General features: G+C 71.2%; 29 protein-coding genes and 2 pseudogenes. 15 read left to right on the top strand and 16 right to left on the bottom strand.

The features are described from left to right. The gene (locus IE109_RS24460) at positions 1-735 is read left to right on the top strand and encodes an SseB family protein (RefSeq protein ID WP_189553355.1); all 735 of its coding nucleotides are present in this window, start codon (positions 1-3) and stop codon (positions 733-735) included. A 2-nt stretch (positions 736-737) separates the two neighbouring features. On the opposite strand, the gene IE109_RS24455 is transcribed toward IE109_RS24460, so the two are convergent. Beyond that, positions 738-1,112 (bottom strand): DUF1844 domain-containing protein, encoded by a 375-nt coding sequence (locus tag IE109_RS24455; protein WP_189553353.1) that lies wholly within the window; start codon positions 1,110-1,112, stop codon positions 738-740. A gap of 356 nt (positions 1,113-1,468) precedes the next feature. Here IE109_RS24455 and infC point away from each other — a divergent pair, with 356 nt between their 5' ends. From infC to IE109_RS24405, 10 genes are all read left to right on the top strand, one after another. Further along, positions 1,469-2,104 (top strand): translation initiation factor IF-3, encoded by a 636-nt coding sequence (gene infC, locus IE109_RS24450; RefSeq protein WP_189553663.1) that lies wholly within the window; start codon positions 1,469-1,471, stop codon positions 2,102-2,104. A 101-nt stretch (positions 2,105-2,205) separates the two neighbouring features. Continuing rightward, positions 2,206-2,400, top strand: a complete 195-nt coding sequence (gene rpmI / locus IE109_RS24445) for a 50S ribosomal protein L35 (RefSeq protein ID WP_041128339.1) — start codon at positions 2,206-2,208, stop codon at positions 2,398-2,400. Between the two features lie 102 nt (positions 2,401-2,502). Further along, complete coding sequence (gene rplT / locus IE109_RS24440; RefSeq protein ID WP_064068121.1) at positions 2,503-2,889, top strand: 50S ribosomal protein L20; 387 nt, start codon at positions 2,503-2,505, stop codon at positions 2,887-2,889. Positions 2,890-2,986: 97 nt separating this feature from the next. After that, positions 2,987-3,841, top strand: a complete 855-nt coding sequence (locus tag IE109_RS24435; protein ID WP_189553351.1) for a TrmH family RNA methyltransferase — start codon at positions 2,987-2,989, stop codon at positions 3,839-3,841. Positions 3,842-3,895: 54 nt separating this feature from the next. Further along, the gene (locus IE109_RS24430; RefSeq protein ID WP_189553349.1) at positions 3,896-5,059 is read left to right on the top strand and encodes a sensor histidine kinase; all 1,164 of its coding nucleotides are present in this window, start codon (positions 3,896-3,898) and stop codon (positions 5,057-5,059) included. 137 nt (positions 5,060-5,196) lie between these two features. Beyond that, a complete protein-coding gene (gene pheS / locus IE109_RS24425; RefSeq protein WP_189553347.1) occupies positions 5,197-6,324 on the top strand; it encodes a phenylalanine--tRNA ligase subunit alpha in 1,128 nt (375 codons plus the stop codon). Continuing rightward, positions 6,324-8,852, top strand: coding sequence for a phenylalanine--tRNA ligase subunit beta (pheT, locus tag IE109_RS24420; RefSeq protein ID WP_189553345.1), 2,529 nt, complete (start codon positions 6,324-6,326; stop codon positions 8,850-8,852). Before pheS ends, pheT begins: the two co-directional genes overlap by 1 nt. A 179-nt stretch (positions 8,853-9,031) precedes the next feature. Continuing rightward, positions 9,032-10,090: a PP2C family protein-serine/threonine phosphatase gene (locus IE109_RS24415; protein WP_189553343.1), complete on the top strand. Its 1,059-nt coding sequence runs from the start codon at positions 9,032-9,034 to the stop codon at positions 10,088-10,090. Between the two features lie 274 nt (positions 10,091-10,364). Continuing rightward, positions 10,365-11,705, top strand: coding sequence for an NsdA family TPR-like regulatory protein (locus tag IE109_RS24410; protein ID WP_189553341.1), 1,341 nt, complete (start codon positions 10,365-10,367; stop codon positions 11,703-11,705). 77 nt (positions 11,706-11,782) lie between these two features. Further along, entirely contained in the window at positions 11,783-12,313 is a 531-nt protein-coding gene (locus tag IE109_RS24405) for an NUDIX hydrolase (protein WP_189553339.1), read from the top strand. 8 nt (positions 12,314-12,321) lie between these two features. Here the strand turns inward: IE109_RS24405 and IE109_RS24400 are convergent, their stop codons facing one another. After that, positions 12,322-12,579, bottom strand: coding sequence for a hypothetical protein (locus IE109_RS24400; RefSeq protein ID WP_189553337.1), 258 nt, complete (start codon positions 12,577-12,579; stop codon positions 12,322-12,324). A gap of 144 nt (positions 12,580-12,723) precedes the next feature. Further along, positions 12,724-12,855: pseudogene (locus tag IE109_RS24395) on the bottom strand (3-hydroxyacyl-CoA dehydrogenase family protein); the annotation flags it as partial. Between the two features lie 517 nt (positions 12,856-13,372). On the opposite strand from IE109_RS24395, the gene IE109_RS24390 reads away from it, so the two are divergent. Then, on the top strand, positions 13,373-13,603 hold the full coding sequence (locus tag IE109_RS24390) for a helix-turn-helix domain-containing protein (protein WP_189553336.1): 231 nt from the start codon (positions 13,373-13,375) through the stop codon (positions 13,601-13,603). Positions 13,604-13,773: 170 nt separating this feature from the next. On the opposite strand, the gene IE109_RS24385 is transcribed toward IE109_RS24390, so the two are convergent. Then, a complete protein-coding gene (locus tag IE109_RS24385; RefSeq protein ID WP_189553334.1) occupies positions 13,774-13,989 on the bottom strand; it encodes a hypothetical protein in 216 nt (71 codons plus the stop codon). Positions 13,990-14,140: 151 nt separating this feature from the next. On the opposite strand from IE109_RS24385, the gene IE109_RS24380 reads away from it, so the two are divergent. After that, positions 14,141-14,380 (top strand): GntR family transcriptional regulator, encoded by a 240-nt coding sequence (locus tag IE109_RS24380; protein ID WP_189553332.1) that lies wholly within the window; start codon positions 14,141-14,143, stop codon positions 14,378-14,380. A 36-nt stretch (positions 14,381-14,416) separates the two neighbouring features. Next, complete coding sequence (locus IE109_RS24375; RefSeq protein WP_189553330.1) at positions 14,417-14,581, top strand: hypothetical protein; 165 nt, start codon at positions 14,417-14,419, stop codon at positions 14,579-14,581. Positions 14,582-14,790: 209 nt separating this feature from the next. Here IE109_RS24375 and IE109_RS24370 read toward each other — a convergent pair whose 3' ends face one another. After that, positions 14,791-15,183, bottom strand: coding sequence for a DUF6221 family protein (locus IE109_RS24370; RefSeq protein ID WP_189553328.1), 393 nt, complete (start codon positions 15,181-15,183; stop codon positions 14,791-14,793). A 164-nt stretch (positions 15,184-15,347) separates the two neighbouring features. Between IE109_RS24370 and IE109_RS24365 the strand changes: the two genes are divergently transcribed. Further along, complete coding sequence (locus tag IE109_RS24365; protein ID WP_189553326.1) at positions 15,348-15,686, top strand: DUF6233 domain-containing protein; 339 nt, start codon at positions 15,348-15,350, stop codon at positions 15,684-15,686. Here the strand turns inward: IE109_RS24365 and ku are convergent. From ku to IE109_RS24310, 11 genes and pseudogenes are all read right to left on the bottom strand, one after another. Next, entirely contained in the window at positions 15,683-16,576 is an 894-nt protein-coding gene (gene ku / locus IE109_RS24360; protein ID WP_189553325.1) for a non-homologous end joining protein Ku, read from the bottom strand. The two genes, IE109_RS24365 and ku, sit on opposite strands and share 4 nt — an antisense overlap. An 87-nt stretch (positions 16,577-16,663) precedes the next feature. Continuing rightward, positions 16,664-16,837 carry a hypothetical protein gene (locus IE109_RS24355; protein ID WP_189553322.1) on the bottom strand — a complete coding sequence of 58 codons (174 nt, stop codon included), beginning with the start codon at positions 16,835-16,837 and terminating at the stop codon, positions 16,664-16,666. Positions 16,838-17,404: 567 nt separating this feature from the next. Next, positions 17,405-17,560, bottom strand: coding sequence for a hypothetical protein (locus tag IE109_RS24350; protein ID WP_189553320.1), 156 nt, complete (start codon positions 17,558-17,560; stop codon positions 17,405-17,407). Next, positions 17,557-18,051, bottom strand: a complete 495-nt coding sequence (locus IE109_RS24345) for an endonuclease domain-containing protein (RefSeq protein ID WP_189553318.1) — start codon at positions 18,049-18,051, stop codon at positions 17,557-17,559. Before IE109_RS24345 ends, IE109_RS24350 begins: the two co-directional genes overlap by 4 nt. After that, positions 18,048-18,617, bottom strand: a complete 570-nt coding sequence (locus IE109_RS24340; protein WP_189553316.1) for a recombinase family protein — start codon at positions 18,615-18,617, stop codon at positions 18,048-18,050. The genes IE109_RS24345 and IE109_RS24340 overlap by 4 nt, the downstream gene beginning before the upstream one ends. A gap of 478 nt (positions 18,618-19,095) precedes the next feature. Continuing rightward, positions 19,096-19,233: a hypothetical protein gene (locus IE109_RS24335; RefSeq protein WP_189553314.1), complete on the bottom strand. Its 138-nt coding sequence runs from the start codon at positions 19,231-19,233 to the stop codon at positions 19,096-19,098. 1 nt (position 19,234) lies between these two features. Next, positions 19,235-19,465: a hypothetical protein gene (locus tag IE109_RS33330; protein ID WP_229891513.1), complete on the bottom strand. Its 231-nt coding sequence runs from the start codon at positions 19,463-19,465 to the stop codon at positions 19,235-19,237. 128 nt (positions 19,466-19,593) lie between these two features. Then, entirely contained in the window at positions 19,594-20,037 is a 444-nt protein-coding gene (locus IE109_RS24325) for a hypothetical protein (RefSeq protein WP_189553309.1), read from the bottom strand. Continuing rightward, positions 20,038-20,385, bottom strand: a complete 348-nt coding sequence (locus tag IE109_RS24320) for a hypothetical protein (RefSeq protein ID WP_189553307.1) — start codon at positions 20,383-20,385, stop codon at positions 20,038-20,040. Between the two features lie 22 nt (positions 20,386-20,407). Next, complete coding sequence (locus IE109_RS24315; protein WP_189553305.1) at positions 20,408-21,370, bottom strand: peptidoglycan recognition protein family protein; 963 nt, start codon at positions 21,368-21,370, stop codon at positions 20,408-20,410. Positions 21,371-21,396: 26 nt separating this feature from the next. Then, positions 21,397-21,608 (bottom strand): annotated as a pseudogene (locus IE109_RS24310) (D-glucuronyl C5-epimerase family protein); the annotation flags it as partial.

Genomic DNA, 21,608 nt, shown 5'->3' with positions numbered 1-21,608 from the left:
GTGGCGCTCAAGAACATCCCGGACCCCGGTTTCTCCGACGACGACGGCACCGCCGATCCCCGGCTCACCGAGGCCCTCGCGGCCTGGGCGCAGGACCGGGCGGCCGAGCCGCGCGTCCTCGCGGCCCTCCGGGATGCCCGGCTGCTGGTCCCGGTCGTCGCCGTCCTCGGCGAGGTCGAGGAGGACGCGGAGACCGGCCTGCGCCGCGAGAAGACCAGCGACATGGCGGTGCCGACGCTCACCGCCGGTGATCGCCGCGCCCTGCCGGCGTTCACGTCCCTGGCGTCCCTGGCGCTGTGGGACCCGGACGCCCGGCCCGTCGCCGTCCCCCTGCACCAGGCGCTCCGGGCGGTCGCCCATGAGAAGGCCGACACGCTGGTCCTGGACCTCGCCGGGCCGGTGCCGTACCAGCTGACCGGGCGGGCGCTGCTCGCCCTGGCCGAGGGCCGCACCTCCACCGACCCGCTCGCGGACCCGGCCGTCACGGCGGCGGTGCGCGCCGTCGTCGCCGCGGAGCCCGGGGTGCTCCGCGCCCACCTGGGCCCGGGATCGGCGGACGGCACCCTCGCGCTGGTCCTCGACCCCGACGCGTCCCCGGCCGAGGCCGGCCGGCGGGTGGCCCGAGCCCTGGCGGCCGACGAGACACTGAGGGCCCGCCTGGTGCGGGGCCTGGACCTGGCACTCCTGCCGGCCGCGGCCACGCCCCCGGGCGAGCCCTTCTGGGTACGACCCTGAGGTCAGCCGAAGACCGGCCCGGTGTACTTCTCGCCCGGGCCCTGGCCCGGCTCGTCGGGGACGACCGACGCCTCGCGGAAGGCCAGCTGGAGGGACTTCAGCCCGTCCCGCAGGGGTGCCGCGTGGAACGAGCTGATCTCCGTGGCGCCCGCGTCCAGCAGCCCCGCCAGGGCGTGGACCAGCTTGCGCGCCTCGTCGAGGTCCTTGTACCGGTCGCCCTCCTCGGTGAGGCCGAGCTTGACCGCGGCGGCGCTCATCAGGTTGACGGCGACCGTCACGATCACCTCGACCGCGGGGACCTCCGCGATGTCGCGGGTCATGGTCTCGAAATCGGTGGTCTGTGCGGCGGAGGCGTTGCTCGGCGTGGCGTCACTCATGACGCCCACGATAGGCGCCCCGTCCCCGTTAGCCGCACCCGGCCGGAGCTGGTAACCTGGTGTGACGACCGGCCGGACGCGACTCGTGTTCCGGCCCACAAGTGGAGGCTCCGATCTCCCACCTGGCCGTCCCTCGGGACGGCGGGTCACCGGTCAGGTGGCGACCATCGTTCCGTACGGACGATGGAGCCGCCCGATGTGCGCCCCGCGGTACGCCGTGGCGGTGCTCCGGTATCACGAGGAGCCCCGCCTGTGTCCCGTCCGGGGCGTTTTTCATGCGCCGGCGCGGGTGGTCTTGAAACAGACGTTACGCGTCCGTCCGCCAGGCGGTCGCGTGGTGCTACCGAGGAGGATCCATCAGCGCCGAGCCCCGCATCAACGACCGGATTCGCGTTCCCGAGGTGCGACTTGTCGGTCCCAGCGGCGAGCAGGTCGGGATTGTTCCGCTTGCCAAGGCCCTGGAGCTTGCGCAGGAGTACGACCTCGACCTCGTCGAGGTCGCGGCGAACGCCCGTCCGCCGGTCTGCAAGCTCATGGACTACGGCAAGTTCAAGTACGAGTCGGCCATGAAGGCCCGTGAGGCGCGCAAGAACCAGGCGCACACGGTCATCAAGGAGATGAAGCTCCGGCCGAAGATCGACCCGCACGACTATGACACCAAGAAGGGTCACGTCGTCCGGTTCCTCAAGCAGGGCGACAAGGTCAAGATCACGATCATGTTCCGTGGTCGCGAGCAGTCCCGGCCGGAGCTCGGCTACCGGCTGCTGCAGCGGCTCGCGGAGGACGTCCAGGACCTCGGCTTCATCGAGTCGAACCCGAAGCAGGACGGCCGGAACATGATCATGGTTCTCGGACCGCACAAGAAGAAGACCGAGGCGATGGCCGAGGCCCGCGAGGCGCAGGCCGCCCGCAAGGCGGAGCGCCAGGGTCAGCCCGCCCACGCGGACGAGTCCGCGGTGGACGAGCCCGCCGACGAGGCCGCCGAGGCCTGATTCCCGGGCATCCGCCCAGGATTCAACCGACACACATGACGCTCCCGAGCGCCGGTCCCCGGACCGGCTGGGAGCGCCACTGACGAGGAGAGAACGGCGCCATGCCGAAGAACAAGACGCACTCCGGTGCCAAGAAGCGCTTCAAGGTCACCGGCTCCGGCAAGATCCTGCGCGAGCGCGCCGGCAAGCGCCACCTGCTCGAGCACAAGTCGTCCAAGCTGACGCGTCGCCTCACCGGCAACGCCGAGATGGCCCCGGGTGACAGCGCCAAGATCAAGAAGATGCTGGGCATCTGATTGACCTCCCGCCCTCGGCGACGAGGGCAGCCCGACACCGGGACCCATATCGTTTCCGGGCCGTGTGAGTCCAACCACGGCCCCGCTACAAGGAGTTAACAAGTGGCACGCGTCAAGCGGGCAGTCAACGCCCACAAGAAGCGCCGGGCGATCCTCGAGCAGGCCAGCGGCTACCGCGGTCAGCGTTCGCGCCTGTACCGCAAGGCCAAGGAGCAGGTCACCCACTCGCTGGTCTACAACTACAACGACCGCAAGAAGCGCAAGGGCGACTTCCGTCAGCTGTGGATCCAGCGCATCAACGCCGCTGCCCGCGCCAACGGCATGACGTACAACCGCCTCATCCAGGGTCTGAAGGCCGCCAACATCGAGGTGGACCGCAAGATCCTGGCCGAGCTCGCGGTCAACGACGCCAACGCGTTCGCCGCGCTCGTCGAGGTCGCCCAGAAGGCGCTGCCGAGCGACGTCAACGCCCCGAAGGCCGCCGCCTGATCTTCCAGGCCGCAGTTCTTCCTCCCGGACCCGCAGGCCCCGAGCCTGCGGGTCCGGTCTGTTCCGCACCCACGACGAGAGAGCCGCCGACCACACCATGGGCACCCCTGAGCTGATCTCCCCCCGTTCCCCGCGCGTCATCGCGGCGCGGCGGCTCGCCAAGCGCAACTTCAGGGGCAAGGAGCGCCGGTTCATCGCGGAGGGCCCCCAGGCCGTGCGCGAGGCCGTCGCGCACCGCAGCGGCGGCGAGCCGACCCTGCTGGAGCTGTTCACCACCGTCGAGGCCGCCGAGCGGTACGCCGACATCGTCGAGGCCGCCCGCGCGACCGGCGCCCGCGTCCACCACGCCTCCGACGCCGTGCTCGCCGAGGTCTCCCAGACCGTCACCCCGCAGGGGCTGCTCGGGGTGTGCCGGTTCCTGGACTCGCCCTTCGAGGAGATCCTCGCCGGCCGCCCCAAGCTCGTCGCCGTCCTGGCCCACGTGCGCGACCCCGGGAACGCCGGGACCGTGCTGCGGTGCGCCGACGCGGCCGGTGCCGACGCCGTCGTCCTCACGGACGCCTCCGTGGACCTCTACAACCCCAAGGCGGTACGCGCCTCCGTGGGCTCGGTCTTCCACCTCCCGGTCGCCGTCGGCGTGCCCGTCGAGGAGGCCGTCGCCGGGCTGACGGGCGCGGGCCTGCGGGTCCTGGCCGCCGACGGGGCGGGCGAGGACGACCTGGACGCCGAGCTGGACGCGGGCACCATGGGCGGTCCCACCGCCTGGATCTTCGGCAACGAGGCCTGGGGCCTGCCCGAGGAGACCCGCGCCCTCGCGGACGCGGTGGTGCGCGTCCCGATCCACGGCAAGGCCGAGAGCCTGAACCTCGCGACCGCCGCGGCCGTATGTCTCTACGGCTCCGCGCGTGCGCAGCGTGCTGCCGGAGGGTGCCGCTCCGTCACCTCCAGCTAGTAGGGTGGCGTGCTCGGGGGCCCACTGCGTCACACGGAGGGGTGGGAGACGGGGATGACGGTCGGCACCAGCAGGCCCGCGGCGCGGGAGGGCGCCTTAGTGGGCGGGGGCGCGGGCGCCTGCGCAGGACCCGCCGCGCCCGGCACCGGCGCGTCCGGCGCCGCCGCGCCCGCGATCGACCCCGACGACCTTCCCGACGGCCTCGTGATCGCCGACGAGCACGGCCGGGTCGTGTGCTTCAACGCCGCGGCCGTGCGCCTCACCGCCGTCCCCCGCGTCGATGCCATCGGCCGGCCCCTGGAGCAGGCGCTGCCGCTGGAGGACCTCAAGGGACGTCGCTGGTGGGCGCTGACCGACCCGTACGGGGGCCTCGCCATCCGCGCCGGACAGCCCGAGCGCAACCTGCTGCTGCCCGGCAACCGCGAAGTGCTCGTCGCCGCCCGCTACGTCCGCGAGGAGCCCCTCGGCCCGGTGCGGCAGGTCGTCGTGACCCTGCGCGGCACCGAGGCGCGGCGCCGCACCGAACGCAGCCACGCCGAGCTGATCGCCACCGTCGCCCACGAACTGCGCTCGCCGCTGACCTCCGTCAAGGGCTTCACCGCGACCCTGCTGGCCAAGTGGGAACGCTTCACCGACGACCAGAAGCGGCTGATGCTGGAGACCGTCGACGCCGACGCCGGCCGCGTCACCCGGCTGATCGCCGAGCTCCTCGACATCTCCCGAATAGACTCCGGCCGCCTCGAGGTGCGCCGCCAGCCCGTCGACATCGCCGCCGCCATCGGCCGCCACATCCAGGCGCACACCGCCCGGGGCCAGTCGCCGGACCGGTTCTTCGTGCGCGTACGCCGCCCGCTGCCCGATCTGTGGGCCGACCCCGACAAGATCGACCAGGTCCTCGGCAACCTGCTCGAAAACGCCGTGCGTCACGGCGAGGGAACCGTCACCATCGAGGTGGCACCCACCGGCCCGCACGACGACGAGAAGGGAACGGCCGTCACCGTGAGCGACGAAGGCCCCGGCATTCCCGAGGAGTCGATGGGCCGCGTCTTCACCCGCTTCTGGCGGGGGAGCAAACGCGGCGGGACCGGCCTCGGCCTGTACATCGTCAAAGGCATCGTCGAGGCGCACGGCGGGACGATCACCGTCGGCCGCGGACCCGCCGGCGGGGCCCAGTTCCGATTTACGCTGCCCGTGGGCGCCCCGGCCTATCTGAGCTAGCTCGGGCCGCGCGTGTCCACGGGCTGATCCGCGGCTCATCCGCCTGCCCGCACCCCGTTAGACTCGTCCTTTGGCACCTTTGCGTCCTCGGTCGTCGAGCGGGGGCCCCAGCCAGCCCATCGGAAGTACGGGAAGAGATGTCGGCACCGAACAAGTCGTACGACCCAGTCGAGGTCGAGGCACTGAAACCGGAAGAGATCGAGCGCATGCGGGACGAGGCGCTCGCCGCCTTCGCCGCCGCCGGCGACCTCGACGCGCTGCACGAGGCCAAGGTCGCGCAGACCGGCCCCACCTCGCCGCTCGCGCTCGCCAACCGGGAGATCGGCGCCCTGCCGCCGCACGCCAAGGCGGAGGCCGGCAAGCGCGTCGGCCAGGCCCGGGGTGCCGTGAACAAGGCGCTGGCCGCCCGCCAGGCCGAGCTGGAGGCGGAGCGCGACGCGCGCGTGCTCGTCGAGGAGGCCGTGGACGTCACACTGCCCCACGACCGCACCCCGGCCGGCGCCCGCCACCCGCTGACCACCCTCATGGAGCGCGTCGCGGACGTCTTCGTCTCCATGGGCTACGAGGTCGCCGAAGGCCCCGAGGTCGAGGCGGAGTGGTTCAACTTCGACGCCCTGAACTTCGTACCGGACCACCCGGCGCGCCAGATGCAGGACACCTTCTTCGTCGAGGGCCCGGAAGGGACCTCCGGCGACGAGTCGGGCATCGTGCTGCGCACCCACACCTCCCCGGTGCAGGCCCGCACGCTCATCGACCGCGAGCCGCCCGTGTACGTCGTGTGCCCCGGCCGCGTCTACCGCACCGACGAGCTCGACGCGACGCACACGCCGGTCTTCCACCAGATCGAGCTGCTCGCCGTCGACGAGGGCCTGACCATGGCCGACCTCAAGGGCACCCTGGACCACATGGTCCAGGCGCTCTTCGGCCCGGACATGAAGACCCGGCTGCGCCCGAACTTCTTCCCGTTCACCGAGCCGTCCGCCGAGATGGACATGCTCTGCTACGTCTGCCGCGGCGAGTCCGTCGGCAACGCGGACCGGCCCTGCCGCACCTGCGGCAGCGAGGGCTGGATCGAGCTGGGCGGCTGCGGCATGGTCAACCCCAAGGTGCTCGTCGCCTGCGGCGTCGACCCCGAGAAGTACAGCGGATTCGCCTTCGGGTTCGGCATCGAGCGGATGCTGATGTTCCGCCACAACGTCGAAGACATGCGAGACATGGTCGAGGGTGACGTCCGGTTCACCCGGCCGTTCGGGATGGAGATCTGATGCGGGTCCCGCTTTCGTGGCTGCGGGAGTACGTCGACCTGCCGGCGACGGAGACCGGCCGTGACGTACAGGCCAAGCTGGTGTCGGCCGGGCTGGAGGTCGAGACCGTCGAGCAGCTCGGCGCCGGTCTGACGGGCCCGCTCGTGGTGGGCAGGGTCCTCACCATCGAGGAGCTGACCGAGTTCAAGAAGCCGATCCGCTTCTGCACCGTCGACGTCGGCGCGGCCAACGGCACCGGCGAGCCGCAGGAGATCATCTGCGGCGCCCGGAACTTCGCCGAGGGCGACAAGGTCGTCGTGGCGCTGCCCGGCGCCGTCCTGCCCGGCGACTTCCGGATCGCCGAGCGCAAGACGTACGGCAAGGTCTCGCGCGGCATGATCTGCTCCGGCGACGAGCTGGGCATGGGCGACGACGGCTCCCACGGCATCATCGTGCTGCCCCCGGAGTACGAGGTCGGCATCGACGCCACCGAGCTGCTGGAGCTGTACGACGAGGTCCTCGACATCGCCGTCACGCCCGACCGCGGCTACTGCCTGTCGATGCGCGGCATCGCCCGTGAGGTCGCCACCGCGTACGGCCTGCCGCTGCGCGACCCGGCGCTGCTGGACGTGCCCGCGCCCAACTCCTACGGCTACCTGGTCAAGGTGTCCGACCCGATCGGCTGCGACCGCTTCACCGCGCGCACCGTCGTCGGGCTGGACCCCGAGGCCCGCTCGCCGATCTGGCTCCAGCGCCGCCTCCAGAAGGCCGGCATGCGCCCGATCGGCCTGGCGGTCGACATCACCAACTACGTGATGCTGGAACTCGGCCAGCCGCTGCACGCCTATGACCGCACCCGGCTCGACGGCCCCATCACGGTCCGCCGCGCCGAGCCCGGCGAGAAGCTCACCACCCTCGACGGCACCGTCCGCGTCCTCGACCAGGCCGACCTGCTCATCACCGACAACCGCGGCCCCATCGGCCTCGCGGGTGTCATGGGCGGCGCCAACACCGAGATCGCCGACGCCGTCACCGATCCGGAGACCGGCGAGGTCCGCGGCACCACCGAGGTGGTCATCGAGGCCGCGCACTTCGACGCGATCTCCATCGCCCGCACCGCGCGCCGCCACAAGCTCTCCTCCGAGGCGTCCAAGCGCTTCGAGCGCGGCGTCGACCCGCAGGCCGCCGCCGCTGCCGCGCAGCGCACCGTCGACCTGCTGGTCCTCCTCGCGGGCGGTACCGCCGAAGTCGGTGTCACCGAGGTCCTCGCGCCGTCCGCGCCGCGCACCATCACGATGCCGGCCGACCACCCCGACCGCGTGGCGGGCGTGGCGTACGGCCGCGAGACCGTCGTCCGCCGCCTCCAGGAGGTCGGCTGCGACGTGTCCGGGCAGGACGAACTGGTCGTCACCGCCCCGTCCTGGCGCCCCGACCTCACCGAGCCCAACGACCTCGCCGAAGAGGTCATCCGGCTGGAGGGGTACGAGAACCTGCCCTCCACGCTCCCCAAGCCCCCGGCCGGCCGCGGGCTCACCGAGCGCCAGCGCACCCACCGCCGCGTGGGCCGCGCCCTGGCCGGAGCGGGTTACGTCGAGGCACTGAACTACCCGTTCATCGGCAAGGAGATCCTCGACCGGCTCGACATCCCGGCGGACGACCCGTGCCGCCAGGTCGTCACGCTCGTCAACCCGCTCTCCGACGAGGAGCCCGCGCTCCGCACGACGCTGCTGCCGGGTCTGCTCGCCGCGCTGCGCCGCAACGACGGGCGCGGCAGCCACGACCTGGCGCTCTTCGAGACCGGTCTGGTCTTCCGGGCCGCCGGCGAGCCGGGCGTCGCGGTGCGGCTGCCCGTCGACCGGCGCCCGACCGACGAGGAGATCGCCGGCGTCAACGCCGTCCTGCCCCAGCAGCCGCGGCACGCCGCCGTGGTGCTCGCCGGTGCGCGGGAGCAGGCCGGCTGGTGGGGCGGGGGCCGCCCGTCCGACTGGGCCGACGCCGTCGAGGCCGCCCGGACCGTCGCCCGTGAGGCCGGTGCCGAGCTGATCGTGCGCCAGGGCCAGTACGGTCCGTTGCACCCGGGCCGGTGCGCGGAGCTGGCCGTGGTGGTGGACGGTGAGGAGCGGGTCGTCGGCCACGCCGGTGAGCTGCACCCGCGCGTCATCAAGGCGCTGCACCTGCCGGCCCGTACGTGCGCGATGGAGCTGGACCTCGACACCGTCGAGCGGGCCTCGGCCGGCGCCGTGCGCGCGCCGCGGATCTCGGCGTTCCCGGTCGCCACGCAGGACGTCGCCCTGGTGGTGGACCGCCAGGTTCCGTCCGCCGAGGTGGGCAGGGCACTGCGCGAGGGCGCCGGAGAACTGCTGGAGTCCATCCGCCTGTTCGACGTCTTCGAGGGCGAGCAGATCGGCGAGGGCAGGAAGTCCCTCGCCTACGCCCTGCGGTTCCGCGCCGCCGACCGCACGCTGACCGTCGAGGAGGCCTCGGCCGCCCGGGACGCCGCGGTGGCCGTCGCCGCCGAGCGGACCGGCGCGGTGCTGCGCGGCGCCTGACCGATCCGAGCGCGACAGGGGGCACGGCCGGAACACCGGCCGTGCCCCCTGTCGTTCCCGCGGGCGTGGGTCCCCCATCACTCGTTCGAGTGGGAAGTCTGGTGGACCTTCCCTCCGGCCATGGACGATCGACTCAGTCGTCCCGACCGCGAGGAGGGGCCTGGAGAAGGACGGTCCGCATGCCGCGTACGCGAACCTGCATTCGTCGCCTCGCCCCGCTCGCGCTGCCCGCCCTCTGGGGCGCGGTCGCCGTCGTGTGGAAGCTCGCCTGCCCCATCGCCCAGCAAGGGGGCACGGCCGCGCGGATCGCCACCAGCGCCGTCTTCTTCACCGCGGGCACCGGACTGGTCCTGGGCGTCCACCACGGCCTGGCCAGGGAGCTGAAGCAGGTCCGGGCGGTGGCCCACGCCGCCCAGCGGGTGTTGCTGCGGCCGCCACCGCCCTCGCTGGACGGCCTGTCCCTCGCCGCCGCCCAGCTGTCGGCCGCCCGGGGCGCGGCCGTGGGCGGCGACCTGTACGAGGCGGTGGCCACCCCGCACGGTGTGCGGATCGTCATCGGCGACGTACGCGGTCACGGGCTGCCCGCGCTCGGGGCGGTCGCCGCCGTGCTCGGCAGCTTCCGGGAGGCCGCGCACGACGAACCCGAACTCGGCGGTGTGCTGCGGCGCCTCGAGCGGGCCCTCGGGCGGCACCTGCGGGACCGGGCGCGGGAGGAGCACCCCGCGCCGGGCGGGTGGGACCCGGCCGGCGCGTCGGCGGAGGAGTTCGTCACCCTGCTGCTGCTGGAGATCCGCCGGGACGGCACGGTGCTGGCCCTCAACTGCGAACACCCGTGGCCCTACCGGCTGGGCCGCACGGGCGCCGAGCCGGTCCCGGCGGGGGAGCCGCTGCCGCCGCTGGGGGCCTTCCCGCTGCCGGACGAGCTGCCGGTGCACCGGGGCGTGACGCTCCCGCCGGGCGAGGCCCTGCTCCTGTACACGGACGGAGCGGAGGACGCCCGGGACGCCGCGGGGCGGTTCTTCCCCCTCCAGGACGTGCTGGACGCGGCCCTGGACGGGGGGCCGGTGCACCCGGCGGCCCTGATCCACCGGGTGCACGCGGCGCTGCTGCGCCACACCGGCGGGCGGCTGACCGACGACGTGGCGCTGATGGTCGTGCGCAACGACCGTTGCCGGGTGCCGGCACAGCCCGCGGGCCAGGGACTGTGCCGCACCCCTATCGCACCCTCCCCTCGCTGACGGCCGGCAGGGACATGGACGGTGCGGCCGGCGCCGTCCGTCCTGCCGGGGAGTGTCGGGCAGATCCGGCAGGACGGACGACGCGGGAACGGGCCGCCGCACTGTACGAGGGGGGAGCCGGCGGCCCGGCCGCCTCTGTGAGAGACCGCCCAGTCAACCGGCGCCCGGCGCATGGCGGCAGAGCGCGCGGGGCACGGATACGGGCATTCCGTTCACACCCCGTGCGAACCGGGCTCCACTATTCTGGGCACACCGAGTCACCGGAGGGGCCCCCATGCAGCCCAACACCCTGCTCGACGCCCTGCTCGACGAGGCGGGGATATCGCACGCGGGCCTGGCCGCCCACGTCAACCAGGCCGGACGGAGCCGTGGCCTGGCCCTGCGTTACGAACACACCGCCGTGGCCCGCTGGTTGAAGGGTCAGCGACCGCGCGGCCAGGTGCCCGACCTGATCTGCGAGGTGCTGGGAGCCCGGCTCCGCAGGCCGGTCACCCTCGACGACATCGGGCTCGGCGTCCCCGGCGGAGGGGCCGTCACGCACGGTTCCCCGCTGTCCGGCTTCGTGGAGCGGGCCACCGCGCTCTGGCGCTCCGACGAACAGCAACGGCCGCACATACTGGGCGCGCAGGCGGTGACCGGTACCCCGGCGGTGATGCCGGTCTGGGAGTGGGAGAACCCGCCGGAGGACGCGGACGTCTCCCGCGAGGGCCAGACCCGCGTCAGCATGTCCGACGTCACCATGCTCCGCGCGGCCCGCGCCCACTACGAGCTGATGTACCGCCGGGCGGGCGGGATCGCCACCCGCGCCCGGATCGTGGGATTCCTGAACGCCGAGACCGCCCCGCTGCTGCGCGGCGGCTACAACGACGCCCTGGGACGCCAGTTGCACCGGGCGACCGGCGGGCTGGTGGCGGTCGCCGGCATCTGCGCGTACGACTCGGACGCGCACGGCCTGGCGCAGCGCTACTTCCACCAGGCGCTGCGGCTGGCGAAGGCGAGCGGCGACCGGGGGCTCGGCGGCTATGTGATCGCCCTGCTGGTCAACCAGTCGCTGTTCATGGGGGAGTACCGGCAGGCGGTGGCGTTCGCGGAGGCGGCGCTGCGGACCGCCGGCCGGCAGATCACCCCGGCGCTCGCCGCCGACCTGTACGCGATGCAGGCGAAGGCGTACGCCCACCTCGGCGACGGCTCCGGCGCGCTGAGATGCATCCGGCGCGCCGAGTCGGAGGCGGACCGCATCCGCCCGGGCCACGAGCCGGACGAGACCGGTTACGTCCAGCCGGGCCTGGTCAACGTGCAGGTGGCCGAGGCGCTGCTGAGCCTGGGCGACCTGAACGGCGCGCGGGAGCACGCCGCGGCCGCCGTGCGCACCCCGGCGCACGACCGGGGGCGGGTGCACCGGCTGGCCATGCTGAGCCAGATCGAGCTGCGGCAGGGCGAGGCCGACCGGGCGGCGCGGACGGCGGCCGAGATGGCCGAACGGGCCCGGGGGATGGAGTCGCAGCGGCTGCGCGACCGGCTGCGCGAGGTGCGCGGGCACCTGGTGGCGAGCGGCTGCAGTGAGGCGAGGGAGGCGGCCGGCCTCATCGACGGGGCGCTGCGCGTGCCGCTGTGACCTTCCCGCGCGACGTTCCGCCCGGTCCGTAGGACTGCTGCGATATTGCCATCTACTTGTCGGAAGGTGGCAGAAAAGTGCAGTGGACGAACCTGAGCGAACAGACGATCTACGAGAACCGCTGGTTCAAGGTCAACCTCGCGGACGTCGCACTCCCCGACGGCCGGCACCTGGACCACTTCCTCATCCGGCTGCGGCCGGTGGCGGTCGCGACGGCCGTCAACGAGGCCAACGAGGTGCTGATGCTGTGGCGGCACCGCTTCATCACCGACAGCTGGGGCTGGGAACTCGCCGCGGGGGTGGTCGAGGACGGCGAGGACGTCGCCGCCGCCGCCGCCCGTGAGATGGAGGAGGAGACGGGCTGGCGCCCGGGCCCGTTGCAGCACCTCCTGACCGTCGAGCCGTCCAACGGACTGACCGACGCCCGCCACCATCTGTACTGGACGGAGGAGGCGACCTACACCGGCCCGCCCCAGGACGACTTCGAGTCGTCGCGGCGCGAGTGGGTACCGCTGAAACTCGTGCCGGACATGATCGCCCGCGGAGAGGTCCCGGCCGCCAACATGGCGGCCGGGCTGCTGATGCTGCACCATCTCCGGCTGGGCTGACGCCCGGATCAGTGGCCGAGCGCCTGCCAGACCGCCACCGCCAGCGCGCCCACGGCGGTGCACGCGGACACGGCGGGCAGCGGCCACCTGGTCTGCTCCAGTGTGGTGACGCGCGCGGCCAGATCGGTGAGATCGCGGTCGATCTGGCCGTGGCGCTGGGCGAGCAGCGCGAGCTGCCCGTCGATCCGGGCGAGCCCCACGTCGAGACAGCGGCGCAGCTCTGCGAACTCCTCGACGGCCGTTAAGTGTTCGGGGTCGGTGTGCACGGTTTTCCGCTCCTCTTCGTCGACTCGGCACGACCGAGTCAACCCTCCCGGAGAGGACGGGGGGAGCGTGTGCGCAGGGCATATGCGAACACGCTCCGCACACCCCGTGCGAATCTTCGTCGCTCCGCGTGACGAGCCCGGGTGTTACGCGCCGTAGGGGTAGAAGCCGGAGCCCGTCTTGCGGCCGAGGCGCCCGGCGTCCACCATGCGCTGGAGCAGCGGGGGAGCGGCGTACAGCGGCTCCTTGTACTCGGCGTACATCGAGTCGGCGACCGAGCATGTGACGTGAACCTGTCGAGAGGTTGTCTGACCTGTTGTTATTTACCTTGCTGCACCTTGCTTCGCCATGCCAAGTCATGCGGTTTTGCTCTCCCTGAATACTCCCTGACCGGGGCGCTCTCCCTGCCGGCTCCCTGGGTTGAGCGGCTTCGAGGGAGTCCGCGTATAAAGAGTGGGCCGCCGCGACCCCTGCAATCTGGATCTGCGGCGGCCCTGGCCCGTCCGGTGCTTTTGCCTCCCACAGCGACTGCGCCGGACGGGCGGCTTCGTGGTGCTCCCCTCGTTCCCTTCCTTGCTCAACCGAAGTGCCGGAGGGGGCGTTGTTCGCCTCTTCGGGTGAACGCGCGTTCGATTGCTGGACACTACACAGAACCCTGCGGCATATGCCAGACCGCAAGGCTGGCCATCTGGAGTTCATGCGTCCGCTTCCTGAACGCGTCACGTGCTGACCATGATCACAAAAAGCTCGGATTCTCGTGCTGACACCGCAACATGATCACTCCAGCGTGTACCTGTGCACGCCGATCAGCCCGAGTGGATCCTCCGAGCCCAGCAGGCGATCGGCAGACGCGTCCAAGGGGCGCGCATGGATGCCGACCTGACGCAGGAGAAACTGGCGGAGCGCACCGGCATCAGCCGCACCACGCTCCAGTCCATCGAGGCAGGGCGTAACGACCCCAAGCTCTCCCACCTCCTGCTCATCGCCACCGCCGTAGGCGTGTCGATCCATGACCTGCTGCCGTGACCCGCTCAGGCGTGTGCCTCACGAACGGGCCTCATCAGACATCGTGTCGGCATATTCCACTTCACGAAAGTGTGCGTGGCAATAGTTGCGAGGTAAAACGTGCGCGCCCCGTGCGAATCGGTGACGCACAGTATCCGCCCGCCGGGTCCGCCGAACCGGCGGGCGGAGTCTTAGGGGCAGCACGGGCCGGCGTACACGGGGGCGTCGAGGACGTGGGCGCCGTCCCGGCCGCGGGTGACGCCAACCGGCCGGCCGCCGTGAGTGAGGGGCGTGCCGCACCACACGCAGCTCCAGCCCTTGTACTGGCTGGCGGTCAGCTCGCCGGGCGGCGGGATCTCGCGCCCGCCCTCTGCCGTGTCCGTCGCGGCGTCGGTAGCCTCGCTCATGCCGTCAGCCCTCCAGCTGGTGGCCACGCCCCCGGGCCGGTCACACGGCCGCGGGGGTCCTTGCTTGGCCGCAGACTACGGCAGGCGTGCTATGGCGTGCTAGGTATGCCATGTCTCGCGTAGTGCGGTGTGCCATGCCTAGCGTGGCTAGGTGATCGAGTTTGCCCCTGACCAGCCACGATGGCGGCAGGTCGCCCAGGTGATCCGGGACCGGATCGCTGACGGCACCTACCCGCCACGGTCCCGAGTGCCCAGCGTTCTCCAGCTGCAGGCCGAGTTCGGGATCGCCGCGGCTACGGGGCAGAAGGTGCATCGCGCGCTGCGCGAGGAGAAGCTCATCTACACGGAGCCCGGCCTGGGCAGCTTCGTTGCCGACCGCCCGGCTGACTAGCCCCCGATGTCAGACCGGCGCCGTACCCTGAACGGCATGACTGGGGTGGGGCGTACCGCAGACGAGCTGAACACGGCGATCCGGGCCCTGTGGCCGGCGGGCGCGGAGCAGCCAACAGACCTCGACGAGTACCAGCGGCTGCTGGTGGAGTGGGCGGCGGCCAGCCGTGCCGAGCGCGGAGAGCAGCGGCTCGCGGCATAGGATCCGCCCGTGGCAATCGAACTAACCCCCGAGCTGATGCAGCTCGAATAACGCGCATGGGCCGAGCAGAAGGCCGGCGCGCTGACCGTCGAGACGGCGCTCGCCGTATAGCAGGCCGTGACCGCGCACGCCGAGGCGACCGGCGAGAACCGGTACGAAGTCGAGCGGGAGCTGAAGAAGCGGGTGCGGCACCCGGAGCCGGACGCGGGCTAGGGCCGCCACTCGTCGCGGTAGTCCGGATGGTCGGCGTAGGGCAGGGCGAGTAGCGGCAGGACGAAGTAGCCGAGCTTGTCGATTCCGCCGTTCCACTCGTTTGGGCACTGCTCTGCTTCGGCAGCCGCTGCGTTGCGCGCGTAGTCGTCGACCATTTGCCGCTTGGCGTCGACCTCGGCGAGGATGCGGGCCGGGTTATGGCGGGCGATGTGGGCGGTCGTGGCGCGGAGCTGTTGGCCGCTGAGGGCAAAGCCGTCTGCCACGGCGATGTCGTCGACGGCGAGCACCTCGTCGCTCTCGGCGTTCACGTGCCATGGCCCAGGGCTCGCCGCGCTGGCGGTGTCGGCGTCTTCGTCGAGCCGTGCGCGTAGGAAGTCGACGAGTTCCATAGCCCCTCCAGGTACGTCTCCGCCCGTCGGTCGCTGTCCCCTGTCGGGGCCGACGGGCGGGTCCGGGTAGCGCTGCGCTGCAGCCAGCAAGCGCGGATGTGGTGGCACCAGGGTACGAGCAGGCACTGACAACGGCGGGGCGGTCCGGGACTAGACTCGAACGCATGTCCGATCTGCCGCCTCCGCTGCCTCCCGACGAGCCGCGCCTCGCCGCCCTGGAGACGTGGCTCCAGGTACAGCTGCTCTACGTCCGCGAGGCCCGCGCGGCACTGCAGCGGCAAGCGGCGATCCAGGCCCGGACCGCGCCGCCGCCTCCCCCGCCGTACCGGATCCAGCGCGGCCTCACCGCCGAGCGCACACCGGTGAAGGTCCACCTCGGCGACTGCGCACTGGCGAAGAAGGGGATCGGCTGCGACGAGCATGATGCGCGGCGGGCCATCGTCGAAGGCGTCGAAGCCTGCGCCGTGTGCCGACCGGACAGCGAGCTCGGGATGCTGGACTAGCCGGCCTTCTTGCGCCGGGCCGGGGTCTTCTTCGCAGCGGTCTTCTTGGCGGCCGTCTTCTTCGCAGCCTTCTTCGGCTTTGGCATCTCGTGCACCGTGGCGTCCTCGCCGCGGCTGGCGCGGGCCTTCTCCACGGATGCGTTCAGGGCGGCCATCAGGTCAACCACCTGCCCGGCCGGCTCCTCCTCCGTCTCCGGGCGCTCCACCCCGTGGCCTTCCGCCTTGGCGTGGAGGAGTTCCTCGAGCGCGGTGCGGTACTCGTCGTGGAAGCCGCTCAGGTCGTCGGTGGTCATGGCGTCGATCAGGGCGATGGCGCCGTCGACCTCCGAGTCGTCGATGTCCATGGCCGGCGGGGCGACGGCGGCGGGGTCGCGGATCTCGTCTGGCCAGCGCATCGAGTGCAGGGCGATGACCTCGCCGTCCAGGACCTGGAGGAGGCCCAGTCGCTCGCGGTTGTGCCAGGCGAATTTCGCGATGGCCACCCGGTCCGAGCGGTTGAGGGCCTCGCGGAGGAGCTTGTACGGCTTGGCGGCGACCTGCCCGTCGGCGGCCAGGTAGTAGGAGTCGCTGATGCGGATGGGGTCGATGCTGGAGGCGGGGACGAACGCGACGATCTCGATGGCCTTTGCGGTCGGCAGCGGCATCCCGTCCAGATCGGCGTCCGTGACGGGGATGACGGTGTCCTTGGAGATCTCGTAGCCGCGGCCGATCTCGTCCTGGCTCAGGACCTTGTCGTCCAGGGTGCAGACCTTCTGGTAGCGGATCCGGCCGCCGTCCTTCTCGTGTACCTGGTGGAAGCTGATGTTGTGCGACTCGGTCGCGGACAGCACCTTAATCGGGATGGTGACCAGGCCGAACGAGATCGCGCCGGACCAGACGGGGCGGGGCATCGCTACCTCCCAGGCGTCCCCCCTGGGGTGGATCCTCAGCCTAAGACGAGGCAGGTCAGGGGGCACGTGGAGTCGGTCACCTGGTGGTCAGGCGTCCTTCTCCCGGCCCTCGGCAGCCCACCGCTCCATGATCTCCCGGATCACGGGGTTCTTGTCGAAATACTCCTCGTCGGTCAGGTGCGGCTCGGAGTCCGGGGCCATCGTGCGGACGGTGGTCCCGGCCGAGGTGCGCAGGTACCGGAAGCAGTACTGAGTCGACATCGCTCGCCTCCACAGAGTCAGGGCGTGCGCCTGCCCTCCCGTGGGGAGCCGGGAGGCGGCGTGGCCCCGCCCAGGGCGTGGGAGGGCGGGGCCGTTACGGTCCCCCGGACGGGGGTTACGGGGAGGCCGTGCGCAAAAGGATGCACCCGAACCAGCCATGAGCAACAGGGTGATGACCGAAAAAGATCGGTGCCGCGCGGGGGCTGACAGTCGGCCGGGGTTCCGCCTACCGTGGCCACACCCGCACCGAGGAGGCGACATGCGACGCGACAGTATCTGGGGCTGACTCCACACACGACGACGCCCCCGCAGCACGTGGCTGCGGGGGCGTTCGCCTTGCGTCAGCGGGACAAGGTCGGCGCGAGCGCGGCGAGGGCGAGCGTCATCACCACGACGAACCCGTAGGCCGCCATCTCGTAGTTGCGGTACAGCCAGCGGAACATCCTCACGGCGGCCTCCTCGGGGTGTGCCCTCAGTGTGGCAGGCGATGACTCTTTGAGTCGGGGGCTGTACTGCAAGACCAACCCCAAAGGGACCTCAAAGCCTGGACCAGCGCATAACGTTCCCCTACTCGCTGGCCGCCCGCTCGCGGCGTGCCCGCTGCCGCTCGGTGCAGCGGTGTGGGGGCAGGCTCGTCAGGTTGCTACAGCGGACGAGCGTGCCGCAGTCGTCGCAGCGGAGCTTCCCCGTGCGGTACCACGCCTCGTACTCGGCGTCGGTCACTTCTCCTCCTCAGTCTGGAGCCGTTCACCCAGCTTGGCGGCGAGAGTGTAGGCGGGGTGGTTGCCGAGCTGGCCACCGTGACGATCCAGGTACGCGATCGCTTGGCGGAGGCGCTCGACCGAGTCCTGGGCGTTGCCGAGCAGCAGATTGCAGTGGTGGCAGAGCAGATCGCGGAGCTTGCCCGTGGCGTGGTCATGGTCGACATGCATCCGGCGATCGGTCTGCGGTATGCACCTGCAGAGACCGCAGCGGCCTTGCTGCTCGGCTTCCTTCGCTCGGTACTGGTCGATGGTGATGCCGTACAACCGCCTCAGGCTCTGGTCGAAGACTCGATCCTTCCCGTTGGTGGCCTTGTACCGATCGCGGTCCTTCTGCCGCACGCAGGCCTTGCAGTGGCGGAGTCGCCCCTTCCCTTGTCGGTAGAACTCGTCGGCCGGCTTCCTCTCGTCGCACGTCCAGCAGGTGCGCGCCTCCTCGTCGGTTGCCGTCACGCGCGCTCCAGGTACCGATAGATGGTGGTGCGGGCTACGCCGAGTTCGTCGGCGATGTCCTGCACGGTGTGCTTGCGTTTGCCGTCGTCCCCGAGCTCGTCGTACATCCGCTGCGCGAGTTCCACTTGGCGGGGGCGCAGGGCCTTCTTCCTTCCGCCGACCCTGCCGCGGGCGCGTGCGGCGGCGAGGCCGTCGTGAGTGCGCTCGACCATCATCGAGTGCTCGAACTCGGCGATGGCGCCGATGATGGTGAAGAAGAGGCGGCCGGCCGGGTTCGAGGTGTCGATGCCCTGGTCGAGGACGACGAGGGTGACCCCGTGGGAGCGGAGGTGCTCGGAGAGTTCGAGCAGGTTCTTCGTGGAGCGGCCAAGCCGGTCGAGCTTGGTGATGACGAACTGGTCGCCTTCCCGTGCCGTCAGCAGGGCCTTGTCGAGCTCGGGGCGCGAGGCGAGCTTGCCGGACGCCTTGTCGATGAAGATGCGGTCGCAGCCGGCCGCCGTGAGGGCGTCCTCCTGGGCGTCGGGGTTCTGGTCGCGGGTGGAGACCCGGCCGTATCCGATTCTCATATGGAGAGCGTAGCTGTAAGGGGGGTTTGCGCGACATAGTTAAGGACACGAGTTCTCGTCAAATCGGTGCTGTAGCGATGCCGTAGACACCCCAAGTGTCGACAGACGTTCGTTTGTGGACACCGCCGGTACGTGTGGGTTATCGAGACTGCGACCACCCGGACATGAAGAAGGCCCCCACCCGAAGGTGGGGGCTGATCTACTCGTGCTCCGTCTCGGGTGAGTAGCGGTCTACCGGCGGCGGGGGGCGTTGAGACGCTCAAGGAAGGCCGGCGGTACTCGTCGCTCGGTCCCTGGCGGAACTTCGTACCGGCCTGGCGACAGGATGGCGGGCACACTGTCGCCGTCCGGCCTGTAAGGAGGAAGTGTCCCGCCGGAGGCATGCCCGCGCTGCCGGAATAGGGCCTTGACTAGTCGGCGAAGCATGGCGCCCTCCTTTGGTCCACATCAGTCTGCCAGGTCAGGTGACGGCAGCCCGTCATTCCTTGGGCACCGTCTCGGGTGCCGGCGGTTCGGGGTCGGGCTCGCGCCAGCCGAGGTCGACCTGGGCGTCGACGTCGGCCGCGCCCGGCTCGACCCTGCGGACCGCGGGCCGCTCCGTGGGCATGTCGGTCACGTCAGACTCCAGTTCGGTTGTACTCCTGGACCCGCTCGGGCGGGGGTGGGGGCTCGATGCCGTGGACGCGCATCTGGGTGGTCAGGTCCCCCACGTAGTAGACGAAGGCTCTCACCAGCGACCGCAGCGACCGTAGCTCCTCGCGTGTCTCTCGCAGTTCTTCCTGCTGCTTCTCGCGGATCTCCTTGAACGCGAGCAGGTCGGCTTGCCGCTGCGCCGGCTCCGACGACACGACAGCCGCGACCTCGGTTGCCCGAGCCGAAGCCGTGGCTGCCGCCCGGGACGATCGCGCCGTGTATACCGCGCCGATCAGCATGAGCACCGCGCCGCTGACCGTAGCGATAGCTGCCCATACGCCTGTCATCCGCCCTTACCTCTCCGGGCACGGCGCGGAGCTGGGGGGACCGAGTACTCGGGCACCGTCGCGGCCCACATGATGACCCCGACGTGGGAGGTCAGATACCAAGTTGCGAACCAGAGGCCTTGCGAGTACTCGCCGAGAATGATCCCGGTCAGGTACGCCACGGTCCACACTGACGGCGGAATCAGTGCGGCCACGAAGCCGAAGCGGTCACGACCGACCGGCAGGATGGACGATGCGGCGGTGATGAGCCCCGCCGTGATCCAGAGCCATGACCAGTGCCGGATGTCGCAGAAGCGGGTCAGTAGCTGCAGCCCTTGCGTTCCTGGGGGGTCTGTTAGCCACATGATCCCGAAGCAGGTTTTGCCGATGCCGAGCAGCAGGAGGAAGATGCCGCGGCGGCCCAGATGCTGATGCAGCCGCCGGGCCGCACGGCACGGCACCTACACCCCTCGGACCGGCGCGTCCGCGCGCGTTGGGGAGACCTGGCCGCGGGTGATGAGGCCGAGGGTCGCGAGGACGACGGCGTTGAGGGCGCCGACGGTCTCGGCGCCGACCTCAAGTCCGTAGGCGGCGAGCAGGGTGGCGCCGGCGGCGACGAGTCCGGTGAACGCCGAAGGTGCGATCGGGCGGGTCATCGCGGCGGTGAGCGCGGCGAACACGGCGCTGACGGCGGCGACGATAGCGCCGGCCTGCTGGGCATTGAGGTTGAAGCCGAAGCTGACGATGAGGCTGAGCGTGGCCGACAGGGCGGCGATGACGAGCGCAGGCTCTCTGCCGAAGATCTTCATTGGTCTCTCGTTTCTGCGAGGGTCAGGCGATGTAGTCGCCGGTGACGGCGCGGTGGGTGAGCTTGGCGGTCGTGCCGTTGTCGGTGCGGGCCTTGACCTGGAACCGCAGCGTCTTGCCGGTGGGGATGTCGTGGTTGTGGAGGAATTGCGGCAGGCGCAGGGCGTCGAATTCGCCGAGATCGCCGTAGCCGGAGGCGCCGGTGCCGTCGGGGTTGGTGAGGATGAAGCGGCCGGTCACGAACGCCTGAGTGCCGGGGGCGAAGGTGAGCTGGACGTAGGTGGGGCCGACGAGCTGGCGGGGGCCGGAGTGGATGACGGCGTCGGTGAACGCGAGGGTGGTCCACTCGTTGTCGGCGAGGTCGACGTCGACGGGGTTCGATTCGTCGACCTTGGCGATTGCCATGTCGGTCTCCTGTTCGGGCGCGGGGCTGGTCGGAGGGCTGGGGGGCGGAATCTGGACGGTGGCCCGGCGGACGATCCCGGGGAAGACGACCTCGCGGAACTGGCGCACACGGGCGTCGCCGGGGCAGGCGGTGCCGGACACGGCCCAGGCGGAGTGGAGGCGGTGGTAGCCGAAGCCCGGGTCGTCGTGGGTGCGGCAGATCCGCAGCGGGATGCCGTGCCGCTGGTGGAGCCAGACGCCGAGGCGGATGAGCATTTCGACCTGATCGTCGGTCCACGGATCGGTGCCCTTGGTGTTCGACGCGGTCTCGATACTGACGGCGCCGGTGCCGTCCGGCCGCCGGTTCGCTGCGGCGTTCGCGTCGGCGCGGGTCTCGGTGCCGATGAACTGGCCCAAGTCGCCCGCGTAGCCGAGACCGAAGTGGCTCTCAAGGTTCGTGCTGTCTCGCCAGTATTCGTAGGTCCGCTTCGCGGTCCAGGGGGCGATGATCGAGTGGACGATGAACTGCGTCGGCCGGATCGCGGGCTGGGCGTCCGACTCGGGTTGCAGTTCCATTCTGGTGGCGAAGGGGCACCAGGCCATGGGTCCTCCAGGGGGGATGGTGCGGCTCAGCCCACGGCGGGTGCGGAGTCGACGGTGACGGCGGAGGCGGGCACCCAGTAGCCGGTGAGCCCGCCTGCGGTGATCTGGAACATGGGCCTGCCGTTGACGACGGCCCGCCTGTCAGTGGGCGCGTTGGACGGCGCCGGGAAGGCGACGATCTTCACGCCGGTCTCGGTGCCGTCGCTGGCCACCCGGTAGGCGGCCACCGGCTCGTTAC

The organism is Streptomyces lavendofoliae, assembly GCF_014649735.1.
In the GTDB taxonomy this organism is placed as follows: Bacteria; Actinomycetota; Actinomycetes; order Streptomycetales; family Streptomycetaceae; genus Streptomyces; species Streptomyces lavendofoliae.
Note: the sequence above shows the minus strand (reverse complement) of the source record. Positions and strands in the feature narration are given on the sequence as shown.